Here is a 17,916-nt window from a genome sequence, read left to right as displayed (position 1 = left end):
TCGAGAGGCTCGAGGTTTTGATTTTAGAATACAGTAATTAAAGTGTTGTATTAATCTCTTTATATTTTTTAAAGACTGTAGCAAGTTTTTGCAAATAAGGCTTTAGTTCACCAATACCATTATCATTTGCTAGTTGAAATATAGTATTACTTTTAGGGAAACTAATGTCTTTGACGATACTCCCATTTTTGAGCTCTGCTTTTACCAGCCATATTTCAATATCATTTTGATATTCTAGAGTTGAAGAAGGTTTATTACGATATTTTTTTAGATCGCTATAACTTGAAAATATAAAAGTGTTTTTTAGTTCTTCATCAGATAATTTAGATAATAGATGTTCTATCTCTGAGAGTGTTGTTGCCTCAAATAAGGTGTTATTAAACTCATTTTTTACAATGGCGAATTCTCCTGTTTTAGAAATTGAAATGTAAACTTTACGAGGTCCAGTATTATAGTATCTAAAATTTATATCATCTGCATTAGGGCCGCCTTTACTTTTGTTAACCTTTATACTTACGGGAGTTGGTGCAGGCACTGGAGGCGGAGGCGGTGGTATGACATTTCCTTTATCATCAGTAATATAACCGTCTTTGTTATAATAGATTTTTTTGCCTTTATTGATGATGTAATAATGCGATTCACCATTATCTAAAACTTCGTAACCAGACTCTACATTTTTAGGTGTTTCTTTTATAATCTGACTTAGTGTTTTCTTGCTACCTTTTTTGTATTGCTCTATCTTTATTGGCGGCGGTGGAGGTGGCGGTGGAATATTTGGAAATGCCTCCGATTTAGTACGCTGTGCTTCCGTCATTCTTTGATAGATAGACTTATACTTTTCTATTTCAACTTTTTTAATAATCGGATATGCAACATTTGTATTTGCCTTAGCATTGTTAATTTGAGTATTCATCTTTTTAGCCCAAGTATTGTATGAGGCAATTTCTTTTACTGTTGCTGGGCTTTGCTGGTATGTATTTGGCTCGATAGAAATTGATGTTTCAGTTCCTTTAATATTTTCAAATCCAGGAAATGGCATTTGCTCTGCATTTTTTTTCTGCTGTGCTGACATTCTGTTATAAATACCAGCATATTTTATTAATTTCTTTTCATCTACAATAGGAAGATGTTTTGTATTGCCAGAAATAATTTTTGTATCACTATTTATTTTTTTAGCCCAAATATTAAATTCTGCAACTTCTTTTGCTGTAGGTAGTTTTTGTTGGATTTTAGATTTTTTATTACTTCTAAAAGGTGTGTTTCCTTTACTTTTAATAACCTCTTGGTTTTTGGTTACCAATCGGTGAAAGCCATAATTCTTTAAGGCATTGTAGATAAACCAAACTTCATCTTCGGTTTCTTTGTCCGCAAAAGTGAGATGAATATTAATAATCTTATTCCGTACTTCTGATGTAACATCTTGATGTAATTGATTAACAGTAGAGACCAATGATTTTTTGCTGGCCTTCTTTCCATCAACTAAGTAACTACCATCATCTAAAACCTTTATGCTAATACTTCTTGCTGTATGCGAGATTTTTTTAGCAGGTACTGGAGGAGCGGTTCTTATATTATTAGTTTTTATTTCAGTGGAAGAAAACGTCTTATAAATATCGTCTGCTTTTGCTTTTAGGATTATTAACTCTGAATTATCTGTTTGATTTCCTTTCAAATAAGTCTTAATAGCATTAGAATATGTAGTTGTTGCTTCTTTATATCTTTTTAGTTGAGAATCTTGATATATAGCTTTAAATCCAGCTTTTGTATACAAATGATATTGGTTAGGTTGTGGAAATTTTTCACTACGAGCATTTTTATAAACATGTGATCCAGAAACATGTACAAAATCTTTAGATGTGTAATTGTCTAACTCTGTATTTGGTACATATTTCCCATCTATCCATATTGCATATTCTTTCCTGTTTTTAAAAGCTTCGAATTGTGAGGCTGTAGGGTTTTTAGCTTTTACTTTCGAAAGATTTGGCTTAGGAATTATCCGATCTGGATATTTCTCAACCGAGGCTCTCTGTTCATCAGACATTAATTGATTATAGATAATTATAGCACGTTCATATGCATCTCCATAAATAATCCTTGTCTCATTAAATTCTTTAATGAAATTTTTGTACTCATTCATCAGAGTTTCGGAGGCTCTATCATTCTCAGAAGATAAGGTTTGGGTTACTGTTTGCGCAGTTAAATTTTTTTCTGTAGTTTTTTCAATTTCAATGATTTCGCTATCACTAAAGCTGTAAAACAAGATGCCTAAGATAGAAAGAATGAAAAGGCTTAAAAGCCACTTTTTGTGTTTTGATGTTTGTGTTTTCATAACTGTAAATCGTTTTTTGATGGATGAATAATGTATAGCACTAGATAAGCTATAGTCTTGATTTGTTGAATAGGATAATAAGGTGTTTTGATAATTAGAAGGTTCAAAACCTTTGTCAACTACAGCTTGATCTGCTAAAAATTCATGATTAAGTTTTATACGTTTCTTATATAACCAAATAAAAGGTTGAAACCAAAAGATCATTTGCATTAACTCTATAAACAAGATGTCCAAACTGTGTTTTTGTTTAGCGTGCGTCTCTTCGTGAACTAGTACTTCTTTTGGTACATCATTGTTTTCAAACTTTGATTTATTCAGAAAAATATAGTTGAAAAAAGTATGTGGGCTAATCAATTGTTTGAGTAAGACCAAAGTGATGAAAGATTGCTTCTCTTTTTCGTTAACCTGAATCGTTTTTATAATCTTAAATAAGTTGCTTAAAAAGCGTATTCCAAAAACTAATACACCTAATGCGTAAACTGACCAGAGTAGGCGTTCTAAGGTCCAAAATTGAGTTTCAGTAATCTGTGACGAATCATCGATTATAAAAGGAATTATCTTTTTGCTGAAGTTAATACCATCAATAGGTTCTACATAAACATATTGTGTGATACTTAAAAGTGGAATGTAAAATGCAGCAACTATTGAGGTTAACAAATAAAAACGCTTAAAACGATGCATGTTTTCTTTTTCTAAAAGCAAAACATAGAGCACCCATAATATGGCTAGTATGGCTGTTGATTTTAAAAGATAGATGTCCATGATTACTTTTTCTTTATTTCGTTATCAATCAGCTTTTTTAGAGCTTCTAATTCAGACTTTGATAAATCTGTTTTAGTGGTAAAGAATGATGCAAATTGTGATGCGCTATCATTAAAAAAGTTTTTAATTAAACCATTTACATGCTTAGAGAAATAATCTTCTTTCTTTACAAGCGGGTAATATTCTCTCGATTTACCATAAGTTTTATAAGCAACAAAACCTTTGTCAATCATTCGTTTTAATAATGTAGCGACAGTTGTTGTGGCAGGTTTTGGCTCTGGATAGACCTCTAATAAATCCTTCATAAAGGCTTTGTTAAGCTTCCAAAGGTGTTGCATTAATTGTTCTTCGGTTTTTGAAAGTTGCATCTTCTACGTTTTTAGAATTAACTCTACAAATGTAGAATTAAAATTTGTATATTCAAAATAAAATTTAAAATCTACCTAACATTATTACTATATTTGAAAGCAATTACCCCAAAAAAGTCAATGATGAAAAGAATCTACGCACCCTTTTTAATTTTAATATTTACGTCCTTTTTTGCCAATGCCCAGTTTGTACAAGATGTGGTTAATGGCATTAGAATGGATAGTTTAGAACGAAAAGTTTCTGAACTTTCTGGAGAAACATCGTCATCAATTAATGGATCTAATGCGCTTATAACTACTCGGGTTCAAAGCAATAATGATTTAGCAGCAGAGTATATTAAGGACCATTTTGAAGCTTTAAGTAATATTACAATCAACGAACAAGCATTTAATACTAATGGTATTAATGTTATAGCAACACAATTAGGAACTGTAAATCCAGACGATATTTATATCATATGTGCGCATTACGATTCTGTAACAACATTTTGTGCAGATGACAATACTACCGGAACTTCTGCGGTATTAGAAATAGCAAGAATACTTTCTAGATATGAGATAGAAAATACAGTAGTATATGCTTTGTGGGATGAAGAAGAAATAGGTTTGAGAGGATCTAATTATTATGCAGAACTAGCCTCTGATGTCGCTAATGGAGGTGCAAATAGAGCAAATATTATTGGTGTTATAAATATGGATATGATGGGCTATCAAAACCAAATTGCTAACGATAACAACTTTGATATCGATTTGCGTAATATTGGGACCTCAGTACAAATTAAGGATGATTTATTGTTGCTTCAACCAACGTATGCGCCGAATTTGAATCCTATTGTTGTAAATCCAGGAACACCTGCAAGTGACCATAAACCTTTTTGGGACGAAGGTTATGGCGCAGTATTAGTAGGAGAATCTTGGCAAACTAGTGACCAGACTCCAAATTATCATCAAAATACGGATAGACTAGCAACTTTAGATATGGCTTATTTTCATGAGATTGCTAAATTAGTTGCTGCTTATACAGCGACTAAAGCTGGTATTGTTAGGTTGTTATCCGTAGATGCTTTTACAGATGACGAATTAAAGATTTTTCCCAATCCGGTTAAGTCTATATTAAATATAGAAACGGTGTTAAGTACTGACTTTAATTTAGAGTTTTTTGACGTTAAGGGTAAACTTATTAAGCAAGTAAAAATGGATGCAAATGCAAGTAGTATTGACCTTTCAGAATTTTCTAATGGCATCTATTTCTTAGAAATTACCAATAAAGAAAAGTCAAGAACTTTTAAATTTGTAAAGGAGTAATAACTTATTTGTTATAAGGGCGCTCATTTATCCATCGGAATCCTCTAGATTTTAAAGGAAACTTATTTACATCTTTTTTTGTCAGTGTAATAACAAGACTGTCATTTTCTAGAATACCAAACAGTTTTAAGTATTTAGAATTCTCTAAAGTATACTTAAAGTTAAGACTATCCTTAATACCATATTGACTGTATATTGAAATTTTATTTTGGGTAGTATCTGTAATAAAAGTATGCTTCACTAAATTATCTGTCATCGTTTTAACAATAGCATTTCCTTTTCGTTCAATTAAGAGATAACGCCAACGATATGAGTCAGTCACTAAAGGAGGAATGGTGTCATTGTTTCTAACAAAAGATTTAGTTTCCCATATGCCATAAAGTTTTGGTCTATGGTTAATATCACTTATGTTTAGTTGACCTAAATAACTTAATACGCAACCAGCAATAAGCACTATAGGAAGTAGTATTATTTTACTATTACGTATAATTTTATGATAGCTTTTTGAAGTAATTGGATGGTAAAAATTATAACTTTCGGTAGATGTATTTTTTATAAAAACAGAAGTAAAACGCTTAGTGTCTGTCATAAAGATTACGCCAGCCATAAGAATTAGGTGAATTGAAAAAAGCTTAACAGGAATATCAAACATTAAATTCATCATGGCAACTTGGGTCATTACACCTATGACAATAAAAGCACCTAAAGTGGCTGTTCGTCTCCAAATGAGTAACACACCCCCAATAATCTCCATTATGCCAGCAAACATTCCAAAACCTTTGGAGTAACCCATGTATGTCCAAGCTAATCCCATAGGAGAAAACTCTCCCAATGGTTGAAGTAACCTAACAAATGATGGTGGTTGAAACTGAATCTGAAATACCTTCACAAAACCATACAATAACATAGCGGCGATAATAAAAAATCGAAGCACAACTAAAAACCAATAGAAAAATTTATTGTATTCTTCTTTTTTACCTTGTAATAGTGACCAGAGAATAGTCACAGCTAATGCAAGTATTATATTTACAAAAAGTGTGATGTATGCATAAGTATTGTCACCACTTCCGTAACCACTAACATCAAACTCATAATTAAACCCTAAAATAGTTTTCCCAACCCATCTAAAAGGAGCTTCAAACAAACCGCTTGAAAACATTAAAAAAATGTACAATAAAAAATAAGAGCAGATAAATCTGAAAAACAGTTTACTCTTATTAGACCATTTAGGGATGTACGTTTGACTTAGTATCATTTATTTTTTAAATTCTGTAAAGTATTTATAAAAATATGGAATTGTTTCTATGCCTTTGAAGTAATTCCATATCCCAAAATGTTCATTTGGAGAGTGGATAGCATCACTGTCTAAGCCAAAGCCCATAAGTATAGTTTTACTCTTTAATTCTTCTTCAAATAATGATACAATAGGAATACTTCCACCACTACGTTGAGGTATTGGTGTCTTTCCAAACGTCTGCTTATATGCTTTTGCGGCAGCTTTATAGCCTAAACTATCAATAGGTGTTACATAGCCTTGACCGCCATGATGAGGTGTAACCTTAACGCGTACACCTTTTGGTGCGATATTCTCAAAATGTGTTTTAAATAAATCTGTAACTTCCTCCCAATCTTGATTTGGGACTAAACGCATAGAGATTTTTGCATAGGCTTTACTAGCAATTACGGTTTTGGCACCTTCTCCTGTGTAACCGCCCCAAATTCCATTGACATCTAGAGTTGGTCTAATAGAGTTACGCTCGTTCGTCGTATAGCCTTCTTCACCATATACGGCATCGATGTCCAAGGCTTTTTTATAGTTTTCTAATGAGAAAGGTGCTTTAGCCATTTCTGTGCGTTCTGCATCTGATAAGTTTTCAACCTTATCATAAAAACCTGGAATAGTAATATGGTTGTTTTTGTCATGAAGCGAAGCAATCATCTTTGTTAAAACATTTATTGGATTTGCAACTGCGCCTCCATATAACCCAGAATGTAAATCGCGATTTGGGCCAGTCACTTCAACTTCTACATAACTTAAGCCTCTTAAACCTGTTGTAATTGACGGAACATCTTTTGCAATCATTCCCGTGTCAGAAATTAAAATCACATCATTCTTTAATTTTTCACGATTGGCTTTTACAAAATGACCTAAATTTTCACTACCTACTTCTTCTTCTCCTTCAATCATAAACTTTAAGTTACATGGCAATTCACCATTCGAAGTCATATATTCTAAAGCTTTTACATGCATATACATCTGGCCTTTATCATCACAAGCACCACGAGCAAAAATTGCACCTTCAGGATGCAACTCAGTAGTTTTAATTACAGGCTCAAAAGGAGGTGAGTCCCACAAATCTAATGGATCTGGTGGTTGTACATCATAGTGACCATAAACCAAAACAGTAGGTAGATTAGGATTAATAATTTTCTCGCCATATACAATTGGATAACCATCTGTTTGGCATACTTCTACATGGTCACAGCCAGCATTAGCTAAGCTGTCTTTAATGACTTTAGCCGTCTTTAAAACATCATCTTTATATGCTGAATCTGCACTGATTGATGGAATTTTGAGAAGCTCTATAAGTTCATTAAGAAAACGACTTTTATGTGCTGTTATGTAAGATTGAATTTTGGACATATTATGAGTTTTATTAGTAACAAAAATAAGAAAAGCGATATGATTTTTTATTGTTTTAAATCGGTTTGATTATTGAAAACATTGTTTATATTTGCATCCCGATTTAAATACAAATCGGTCGTATTGCGGGCGTGGTGGAATTGGTAGACACGCTAGACTTAGGATCTAGTGCCGCGAGGTGTGGGAGTTCGAGTCTCCCCGCCCGCACAAAAAAAGCTTCTCATTATGAGAAGCTTTTTTTATTGAAACTAATTCAAAGTTTAATCTCTAACGAAATTATAGCTTTATCAGTTTTGAAGTACTAGTTTGGTTATTTTGGTTTTTAGCTCTAAGAATATAGATTCCAGATTTTAAACTAGAAATATCAAAGATATCAGTAGTGGTAAAACTTCCTTTATACCCTTTGACTAACTTTCCAGTAATGTCATAGACTTCTACATCAGATATATTTGCATTAACTTGAAAAGAAGTATTTGCAGGATTAGGGTATATACTAAAAGTATTTAACAACACATCATTTGTACTTAATGCTGCTACAGATTGATTACCAAAAATCCTGAATTCACCTGCAGGAATACTAATAGAAGTGGTAGAACCGGTAACTGTTGTACTTCCTGTTTCATCCATTAAATCGTACCATGTACCTACTCCAGCTGTAAATTGAGGATTTACATTTTGAGCAATAACATCAAAGTTTGCGATTACAATAACATCATTTAATTCAGTATTTGATATGCTTGTATCAAATACACGAATTCTTGGAGTAATACTCGTATTAATGGTATAATCGCCTTCAAAAACATCTTCAGTTATTTTTAAAGCATTTAGGCGTGACCAATCATGATAAACTTGGCCTCTATTAGCATCTGATAGCCAGTTATTAGCCCATTGAGGTTGGGGTTTTGTGTCAAGTTTACTATCTCCAGGAATTGCACCTCCATCCTCAAACGCACAAGAACCATCAGGAGAATTTACGACACCATCTTGTCTTGTGAAAATTGAGTTTTCCATTGCTAAGTCTCCAAAATGCCAAATCATTTTTGGACCAGGGATGGTTAGTAGTATAGCTCCTATTGATGACATCGTTCTTGCTCTAGATTCAAAAGTGGTAGCATCTGTTCCAGAAGTATTACCATTAACCATGGCTTGATAAAGTATACGTTCTTCATCATGACTTTCTGCATAGCCTATGAGACGTTTCCCTTGAAAAGAAGGTCTGCTTTTGTGTCCAACACCTGAAATATTACCATTACCCATATCACAACCCGTTGCAGGGTTTGTTGGATCATCATAATAACCACGTGCTAGAACAGAATATGGACTTGTCATTTTTCCCCACATCATAACACCTTTTCCTTCACCAAGGCGATAGTTTGCCCATTCTTTTTCTTCGTTTTCATTACCTAGATGCTCAAAAATTGAATAGTGATCAGGGTCTATTGCCCATACATGGTCAATATATTCTTTTAATACATCTATTCGGTCTTGTTGATAGTTTTGAGTACAGCCAAAATCTCCGCCATCTGTTCCATTACCGCAGTTTTGAGTGAAACCTTTAGTGAGATCCCATCGGTAACCATCTATTTTATACTCTTCAACCCAGTATTCAATTACATGTTTTACATAATCTCTTGTCAACGATGAGCTGTGGTCAAAATCACTACCAACATTGAAAGCATGTTGTGGTGTTGTATTAAAAAATGGATTTTCTGTAGAAGGGCCACCCCATCCATCTCCATCTGGGTCATCCATCCACATACGTACAAGCGGATTTCTTCCGAAAGCGTGATTAAAAGCAATATCCAAAATAACAGCAATACCATTTTGATGGCAAACATCTACCAGTTCTTTGAATTTGTCAGGAGTCCCATAAAACTTATCCAAAGCCATATGATATGCTGTATTATAACCCCAACTTTCATTGCCTTCAAATTCCATTACAGGCATTAACTCAATTGCATTGATATTAAGATTTTTAAAATAATCGATTCTATCAATAATATCTTGGTAGTTGCGGTTTGCATCAAAGTCCCTAACCAATACTTCGTAGACAATAAGATCTTCTTCTTTAGGTTTGTCAAAGTTGGATACTACCCAATTATATGGTGTTTGTCCTGTTTGTAATACTGTGACTTCACGTTCTTGTCCAGCAGGATATGTTGGTAAGTTTGGGTAGCTAGAAGCAGGAATAAATGGATCATCGAATGGTGATAGCACCAGAGTAGAGTATGGGTCAGCAGCTTTGACTATTACTGGAGATCCACTTATAGGTGTTGTGTCATATACCCAATACTGATAGGTTTCAACTTGTCCTGAGGTTAATCCTGTAATTTCTAGCCAATATTTGCCAGTTGATGGGTCACGTTTCATCACATCAGATGCTTGAGGTTGATAGTTATTAAAACTTCCTGCAACTTCAATAAAATCTTTGTTAGGTGCTGTAAGAACTAATGTAGCTTTTGTGGCATCCATAGTATCATAATTAATACCATCTTTAAGTCCAGCCGGTAATGCTTCTTCAACAACAGTAGGACTTACTATAACTTGAAAACTATCTTCAATAGTTATAGTGTTATTTGGTGATGGAGGTGTACCACTAAAAGTTACTATTCCGCCACTTGTAATATTTTGTATAGTATTTGTGCAATTTGGAAAACCGCACATACTATTCAAGGGTGTATTATCCGCTGTACCAGTAAAAGAAATTGTATATGTGCCACCAGCTGTTAGACTACCTTGAAGTTCAATTTGAGCTTGAACTGACAAATTATCTCCAGAATTAACAATTACAGTATTTTGAGTAGGTGTGATAAAAATAATATTTCCAATTCCAACATCTTTAAAACTATCGATGGTTTGACTAGTGCCGTCTTGAGATTTTAATAAAAAACCAATCCTTGAAACACCATTGTAATTGGGGTTTGCAAAAAAGTCTTCGGGTTTTCCAAAATTAAAAGAGTATGTGCCATTACCATTGTCCGTAAATTTTGCAGTCTCTGGGGAGTTGCCAAAATCGTTTCCTACAGCTGTAGGGTTATTTATTTGAGTGCCGTCATTATCGAAATGCCAAGCCCAAAGGTATATATCTGAGACTGACCATTCAGTATTTGGATTAAAGCCAGATACAGTAAGTGTAACATTATCTGTTGTGTCTTCAAAAAACTCAGGCGACCAAGTGTAAGTTTGCCCAAGCATAGTATATGTTGAATATAATAACCCAAGAATTATGAGTAAATATTTTTTCATTTTCATTTTTTTAAAAGAAAAGGCTATGATAATCATAGCCTTTTCTAATTGCATTATATTACATAATTAAGGTTTAAAACTGTTAATTATTTACTCTAGGGTAATAGTTAAATTAACAGTATCAATTGTTGTAAAGTACTGACCAGTTTCACCAACAAATTTGAAATTTAAATCATCATCGTCATTTTGCTCAAATCTACTATCTATGGTATAACCACCATCAGAGAAGAATGGGTAATTTTGACCACTTCCCCAGGCACCATTTTCAGTAAAGAATCTAAAGTTAGCATCATTATCAGATGTGTAATTAACCCAGCCTGAATAAACACCATCACCTTCGCATACTAACTGCACTGGTGTCGTCCAGTCCCAACCTGCATCAGCCAAACCAGCTCCTACTGCCCAATATTGATCTAAATCACAATCACCTTGAGGTGTTGGTTCGTCTAAAGTTATAGTGAGGTTATTAGCGTCTATAGTTAAGAAATATTTTCCTGAAGGTCCAGTGAATAAGAAGTTAGCATCATCATCAGTAGCTTCTTCAAACATAGCGTCAATTGTGTAACCTGCATTAATGAACGATGGATAGTTTTGTCCACTTCCCCATGCGCCATTTTCGGTAAAGAATCTAAAATTACCATCTCCGTCTACATTGTTTACTAAGTCTACATTTATTGTGTAAACATTTGTGCCAGAGCATAAGACTGCTTGAGGAGTTGTCCAATCCCATCCTGTAAACTTTACTGCAGCACCAACCATGAAATACTGATCTAAATCACATACTGCTGGCGCAGCACCTGAATCTTCAGGTAGTACTACTGTTAATGCAGACGCTGGAGAAAAACTCTCTAAGCCATTATCACCAACAACTGCACGTAGTCTAAAATTGATTATGCCAGTGTTAGGCAAATCAGTAGTTGCTGGGTCTGCATCAAGGCCAGCTTCTGTCGCATATGTAAGCATATCTCCTATAGTGATTGCAATATCATTACCTGAAGTTGTTCCTACGACTTCTGCATCAGCAAAATCTCCAGTGATAGATTTTTGTAATTGGTATGTAACATTAGTTGGAACATCAAAATCAGCATTGTTCCATGTAAAACGTTCAGCTAGATTATTAGCAGCTTGTGGAATAAGAATATACTCTGCCTGAAATGAGTTAGTAAAAACTAAGTCTTGAGCCTCTTGAGCAATAAATTCTAAATCATTATCATCTTCACATGCTGTGAAACTAATTACAGCAATAAATGTTAGTAGTATAAATTCTATTTTTTTCATCTTTTGTAATTTTAGTGTTATTAGAAGTCTGGATTTTGAGTAAGGTTAGGATTTGCTTGTAAAGCAGTAGCTGGAATAGGGAAAAGGTTATAAGAGTCAGGAATCGATGTTCCTTGTTCTGAGCCTCCTTTCCAAGGCCATATATAATTGCCACCAGTAAACATATTAAATCTAATTAGGTCTGAACGTCTATGACCCTCAAAGTTTAATTCACGAGCACGCTCATCAATAATGAAATCCATAGTTAAATCAGACATAGTGATTGCATCTGCATTAGACCTAGTTCTAACATCGTTTACATAGCCTAAAGCTTCTGAAGTAGTAGTTCCAGTAGCACCTCTTAAGGCTAACTCAGCATACATTAGGTAAGCATCAGATAGTCGATAGAACGGAAAATCTGTTCCAGAAAAATCTACAGCATTACCAGAACCATCAGAGTTAGTATTTCTAAATTTTGTTACAGGAAACCCATCTGTCCAAGTTCTGTAATCTGTCATTTCAAAATTATGACCATCGGTCCAAAATAAACTTGCTCTAACGTCGTTAGATGATGCTAAATCTTCAGCGCTATCACCAAATAAACCATACCAACCTTTAGAAGAGCGGTGCCCTGTCCAACCTTGAGTAGCTCCAAATTGAGCGAGCGGCATAGTATCTGCACTAAGACTACCATTTACCATGTATGTTGTGTTACCAAAGCTTTGACTTGAAACGGATTCAGCTAATAAAGGAAAAATGATTTCAGGAGATGTGTTATTGTCTAGAGAAAACATTCTAACAAAATTATTGTCAAGACTGTAAGGTCCTTCGGTTATTACCTTGTTTACATATGTAGCAGCATCATTCCATCGTGCAGTTCCCGTGTAGACTTCTGCGTTGATATAAAGTTTTGCTAAAAGCATATCTACTACATATCTGTTAGCACGCCCGTAGTTAGATGTTTCAGATATTACAGGCTCTATCGCTAGTAACTCAGATTCAACATAATTAAATAATTCAAGACGTGAAGCTTCAGGAAGAGGCTCTGACTGTCCTAAATTTTCTTCAGTTGCAAGGACACCTTTTCCAAAAACGTCTATGATATTGTAGTATGCTAAAGCTCTTAAGAATCGAGTTTCAGCTGCAATATTCTCTTCATCAGGAAAATCAGCAATTTCTAGAGCCTGTAAAAAGTTATTACATTGAGGAATAGTGTAATATGCTCTGTCATAAAACAATCTAAAGAACTTATTATTTCTATCCCAGTTAGATGTGGTAGTCAATTGATCTAAACCATCATCACCCCATCTATTCTTCATAGCATCAGCAGTAAAATCTTGTAGATTTATGATAGCTCTTAAAAACGCACCTTCACCTGCATCGGGGCTTACAATATCTGAACTGGAAGGTCCGCTTGGTCCTGATAATGCAAAAGAAGCATAGAGCCTAGATACAAGGCCTTCGACTGCATTAGGGTCAGAGGCTAATAATTCCTCCAGAGTAAGTTGAACTATTGGTTCTGTATCTAAATCATCAGAGCATGATAGATTGAAGCACAATAGTATTCCAAATGTTAAAATTAAAACTCTTTTTTTCATAATTCTTTTTTTTAAAAATCTATATTAACTCCAAAAGTGTATACCGTTGGTCTTGGATAAAAATTACGGTCAATTCCACCAAAATTTTCAGGATCTTCACCAGTGTAGTCGGTTATTATAAAAGGATTTGTTACAGCGGCATAAAGTCGCATAGAACCATCCTTGATTAACTTATCGAAACGATAACCTAGTGCAATATTATCGCATCTTAAGAAAGTAGCATCTTCTAAGTAAAAGTCAGAGAATTGGATGTTACCATTAACATTTTCTATTGCCGGATTAGCAGAGCCGTCAAAGAAGTTTAGAACGTTTGTTAAGTTATTTTGGCTAGAGAAAACGGCACTATCTGTCCAACCATAATTGAGTTGAGCGAAATTATATACATTACCGCCTATTTGACCTCTAAAACTTGAACTTAAATCCCAATTCTTATAATTTAGATTAAGATTAAAACCATATGTCCAGTTAGGAGCTATTTGCTCATAATATCTATCTTCGTCAGTAATTTGGTTATCACCATTTAAGTCTACGAAGGCATTAGGTATAGGATTGCCATTTGAATCATATACTTGTCTGAAGACAAAAGCACTTCCAGCTTGCTCTCCAACGGCATGTCTTAATAAATCGGCACCAGTACCTCTTAAAGATCCTCCCGCATTAATATCATTTAAGCCATTTAAGCCAGTAACTTCAGTATTATTATAAGATAAATTTCCGCCTAAACTAACAGTGAAATTATCATTGTCAACAGGCACTATATTGAGATTAAGTTCAAACCCTTCACTTTCGGTCTCACCAATATTATCAACAAAAGCATTTGTTAATGCTTGTCCAGGAGGTACAGGAGCAACAGCTAATAAATCTGTAGTTTCTCTTTTGTAAATATCAAAAGATCCTGATAATAAGCCATTATTAAATAAAGAAAAGTCTATACCAAGATTGTAAGTTGTGGACTTTTCCCATGTTAAATTTGGATTAAAAGGTTCAGCAGAATATATTGATGAATTAGGGAAATATTGACTATTCGCATCACCAGCAAGGAACAGTGGGATAGAAGGATAAAAACTACCTACTGCATCAGTAATATCTTGCTGTCCTGTTTCTCCCCAGCTTAATCGTAACTTCAGAGAATTAAAAACATTAGAGTTTTCTAAAAATGTTTCCTCATCAATCTGCCATGCTAAAGCTGCAGCAGGAAAGTAACCCCAGCGATTATCTTCTGTAAACAAAGAAGATCCATCAGCTCTAATCGAAGCAGTAAGAAGAAACCTATCTAAGATACTTATATTTCCTCTGGCAAAATAAGATTGCAAATTTAGTACATCATAGTATCTGAAATTTCGATTAGCAGGGTTGAATATAGCTTCTCTAATTCCAGTAGTAGCATTGTACTGAAAACGTTCCTGGTTCCCATCATTTTTAAAGTTTTGATAAGAATATCCAACTTGTAAATCGTATTTGCTAACAAAGCTTTCACTTATATCCTTAGCGTATTGAATAAAACCATCAAAGGTAGTATTGGTGATTTGTTGACGTTCTCTAAAGTTAACACCAGGGTTAAAAACACCTTCGTTAGTATCATTGTTTAGTCTGAAAGTTTCGAAAGCGTTTCCTATAAAGCGCTCTTCAATTTTTGAGCCAGAAGCATCTAATCCAAAATTTACTACTGCTCTTAATTCAGGCAAGAAAGGCAATGTGTAATCAAACTCTACATTACCTATAAATCGATAAACATTCTCTGGTCTCTCACGCTGTTCTAATCTAGCTAGGGGATTGGATTGAAAAATACCAAAATTACCACCGCCGTTAAGTGTTAAGTAATAATCGTCAAATAGATTGTTTGATGATCTGTCAAAAACTGGTTTTGTAGGGTCAAATGATAATGCCTCACCAATAGCAGATCCTGAGTCTACATTATTCTTAAAAGCAAAAATACTTTTTGCATTTACGTCTATTTTTAGGTTATCATTTAAAACCCTAGGAGTAAGTTTTACCGATAAAGTAAGTCTTTCATAATCGTCATTTTTCACAACACCTTCTGCATAGGTATAGCCAAAAGAACCTCTAAAAGGAATTTTGTCAAATAAATTTGCTCTGGCACTAAAATTAGTATTAGAAGTTGTTGCCGTTCTAGTAATAGCATCTCTCCAGTTTGTGTTATAAATGTCTCTGCCATTTAAAGTCTGTAGTACAGCTTCACTAGTTGCTACAGATCCTGAAGGAACACCTAATTGGTTGACTCTGGAAGGATGGAATTCTTGAATAAATCTTGTAAACTCATCTGCATTCATCACGTCTAAACCGTCTCCTAATGAGCTAACAGAAAAGTCAGTTGAAAAATTATATTGTACATCACCAGAAGTCCCTTTTTTGGTAGTAATAATAATAACACCATTTGATGCTCTAGAGCCATATATTGCAGTGGCTGATGCATCTTTTAGAATAGAAAAACTTTCTATGTCATTTGGGTTTACAAGAGCTAGTGGGTTATTTACACCAGCAGGATTATCATTCCCAATTGGTACACCATCAATCACTATCAATGGATTATTTTGAGCATTTAAAGAAGAACCACCTCTAATACGAATATTTGGAGCGGAATCTGGAGATCCACCTGTATTTGTAATTCTAACACCTGCAGCTTTACCATTAAGTAGTTGGTCCGTTGAAACAATTGCACCTTGATTAAAATCTTTTGCAGAAACAACATCTACTGAACCAGTAGCATCTTTTTTTGTTGTAGAACCGTAACCGATTAATACAATTTCATCAAGTTGAGCAGCATCTTCAGTTAATGTAACATCTATAGTTGCTTGTCCATTATATGTAATTTCTTGAGTAACAAAACCAATGTAGGAGAAAACAATGACATCGCCGTTGTTTACTGTAAGGGAATATTTACCGTCAAAATCAGTATTATTTCCATTGGTTGTTCCTTTAACAATAACATTAACACCTGGTAAAGGCATTGAGTTAGATCCATCCGTTACTGTTCCTGTTACCGTTGATTGAGCAAACAATGTTACCGGTGCCAAGAAAACACATAACAAAATGGCATTTAAAAATGTTTTCATAAATTATTTTTAAGTTAATTGCTTAGTTTATTTTTAACTTTATTTTCACTTCTCGGGTTAAATTTATGTAAATTTAGAGTGTCGAAAGTGTTAAAAACACTGATGAACGCTACGAAAACGTTTTCGTGTTAAAAACTTTTTAAGAAACATTAACAAAGTAGATAATTCCGTAAAAAAATATGGATTTCGTAATGGAGGTATTGTTAAATTACGATGTTTGCATTGCTAAAAAATGGTTGCAATCGTTTTTTTTGATTAAAACAGCTAAAAGAAAACTCAATGAAAAGAAAAGTTACTCTCAAACAAATAGCCAAAGAACTTGATGTTTCAATTTCTACTGTGTCTAAAGCACTACGAAATAGTGTGGAGATTAGTGATGATACTAAGCAAAAAGTGCAAGCGTTCGCCAAACTATACAATTACAAACCAAACAATATTGCGTTAAGCTTAAAAAATAGAAAAACAAACACTATAGGTATTATAATTCCCGAAATTGTTCACCATTTCTTTTCTAAAGTCATAAGGGGTGTAGAGTTAGTGGCTAACCAAAGAGGTTATAACGTTATTATAGGTCTGTCTAATGAGTCATTTGCCAAAGAGGTAATTAATATGGAAATGTTGGCTAATGGTAGTATTGATGGATTTATTATTTCATTATCTAAAGAAACATTGCAACTGCAAGATTATCATCATTTTAATGAAACTATAAGTCAAGGGATGCCAATTGTTATGTTTGATCGCGTAGTTAGCGAAATACAATGCGATAAGGTTATTGTTGATGATTTTGAAGGAGCAAAAAATGCAGTAGAGAAATTAATAGAAAACAAATGTAAAAATATAGCACTTATTACAACTAAAGACTACGTTAGTGTTGGTAGATTAAGGACGCAAGGATATCTCGAAGCCCTTAAAAATCATAGTTTAGATTTAAAAGCTGAGCTAATTTTAAAACTTGATGATAATATTAATTATGAAGTAAATCTTGATGCACTCGAAAAAGAAATCGAGCAACTATTTAAAACAAACAAAACCATTGATGGTATTTTTGCGGTTAATGAGCTCTATGCCTTAACAGCGATGCGCGTTGCTAGACGTTTAGGTTTTAATGTGCCAAATGATATGCAAGTTATAGGTTTTACAGATGGTGTTTTATCCAAACATTCCACGCCAAGCCTTAGTACGGTCAGTCAACATGCACAACTTATGGGTGAAAAAGCCGCTGGTTTGCTAATCGATAAATTAGAGAATGATGAAGACGAAGAAAGTTACCAAACACAGATAATTGCGTCAGAACTTATTGAGCGCGAATCGACCAAGTAATGTTAATGTATTT

General features: G+C 34.0%; 10 protein-coding genes and 1 tRNA gene. 3 read left to right on the top strand and 8 right to left on the bottom strand.

The genetic code is table 11. The features are described 5' to 3' along the window. Positions 1 to 37: 37 nt before the first annotated feature. The gene (locus IEV10_RS00775; RefSeq protein WP_188372786.1) at positions 38 to 3,091 is read right to left on the bottom strand and encodes a M56 family metallopeptidase; all 3,054 of its coding nucleotides are present in this window, start codon (positions 3,089 to 3,091) and stop codon (positions 38 to 40) included. Positions 3,092 to 3,093: 2 nt separating this feature from the next. Then, positions 3,094 to 3,459 (bottom strand): BlaI/MecI/CopY family transcriptional regulator, encoded by a 366-nt coding sequence (locus IEV10_RS00770; protein WP_188372785.1) that lies wholly within the window; start codon positions 3,457 to 3,459, stop codon positions 3,094 to 3,096. Between the two features lie 123 nt (positions 3,460 to 3,582). On the opposite strand from IEV10_RS00770, the gene IEV10_RS00765 reads away from it, so the two are divergent. Then, positions 3,583 to 4,764, top strand: coding sequence for a M28 family peptidase (locus IEV10_RS00765; protein ID WP_188372784.1), 1,182 nt, complete (start codon positions 3,583 to 3,585; stop codon positions 4,762 to 4,764). Positions 4,765 to 4,768: 4 nt separating this feature from the next. Here the strand turns inward: IEV10_RS00765 and IEV10_RS00760 are convergent, their stop codons facing one another. Both IEV10_RS00760 and IEV10_RS00755 read right to left on the bottom strand, forming a co-directional pair. Next, complete coding sequence (locus tag IEV10_RS00760; protein WP_188372783.1) at positions 4,769 to 5,923, bottom strand: DoxX family protein; 1,155 nt, start codon at positions 5,921 to 5,923, stop codon at positions 4,769 to 4,771. A gap of 96 nt (positions 5,924 to 6,019) precedes the next feature. After that, positions 6,020 to 7,408 carry a dipeptidase gene (locus tag IEV10_RS00755; protein WP_188372782.1) on the bottom strand — a complete coding sequence of 463 codons (1,389 nt, stop codon included), beginning with the start codon at positions 7,406 to 7,408 and terminating at the stop codon, positions 6,020 to 6,022. Positions 7,409 to 7,533: 125 nt separating this feature from the next. Between IEV10_RS00755 and IEV10_RS00750 the strand changes: the two genes are divergently transcribed. Continuing rightward, positions 7,534 to 7,615 (top strand) — tRNA-Leu (locus IEV10_RS00750). Positions 7,616 to 7,684: 69 nt separating this feature from the next. On the opposite strand, the gene IEV10_RS00745 is transcribed toward IEV10_RS00750, so the two are convergent. From IEV10_RS00745 to IEV10_RS00730, 4 genes are all read right to left on the bottom strand, one after another. Further along, positions 7,685 to 10,654: an alpha-amylase family glycosyl hydrolase gene (locus IEV10_RS00745; protein WP_188372781.1), complete on the bottom strand. Its 2,970-nt coding sequence runs from the start codon at positions 10,652 to 10,654 to the stop codon at positions 7,685 to 7,687. A gap of 90 nt (positions 10,655 to 10,744) precedes the next feature. Then, positions 10,745 to 11,932 (bottom strand): SusE domain-containing protein, encoded by a 1,188-nt coding sequence (locus IEV10_RS00740; RefSeq protein WP_188372780.1) that lies wholly within the window; start codon positions 11,930 to 11,932, stop codon positions 10,745 to 10,747. A 20-nt stretch (positions 11,933 to 11,952) separates the two neighbouring features. After that, complete coding sequence (locus IEV10_RS00735) at positions 11,953 to 13,509, bottom strand: RagB/SusD family nutrient uptake outer membrane protein (RefSeq protein ID WP_188372779.1); 1,557 nt, start codon at positions 13,507 to 13,509, stop codon at positions 11,953 to 11,955. Between the two features lie 11 nt (positions 13,510 to 13,520). After that, entirely contained in the window at positions 13,521 to 16,583 is a 3,063-nt protein-coding gene (locus IEV10_RS00730; protein ID WP_188372778.1) for a SusC/RagA family TonB-linked outer membrane protein, read from the bottom strand. Between the two features lie 279 nt (positions 16,584 to 16,862). On the opposite strand from IEV10_RS00730, the gene IEV10_RS00725 reads away from it, so the two are divergent. Then, the gene (locus IEV10_RS00725; RefSeq protein ID WP_188372777.1) at positions 16,863 to 17,903 is read left to right on the top strand and encodes a LacI family DNA-binding transcriptional regulator; all 1,041 of its coding nucleotides are present in this window, start codon (positions 16,863 to 16,865) and stop codon (positions 17,901 to 17,903) included. Positions 17,904 to 17,916: the final 13 nt, after the last annotated feature.

Origin of the sequence: Winogradskyella haliclonae, from assembly GCF_014635865.1 — a bacterium.
GTDB lineage: Bacteria > Bacteroidota > Bacteroidia > Flavobacteriales > Flavobacteriaceae > Winogradskyella > Winogradskyella haliclonae.
Note: the sequence above shows the minus strand (reverse complement) of the source record. Positions and strands in the feature narration are given on the sequence as shown.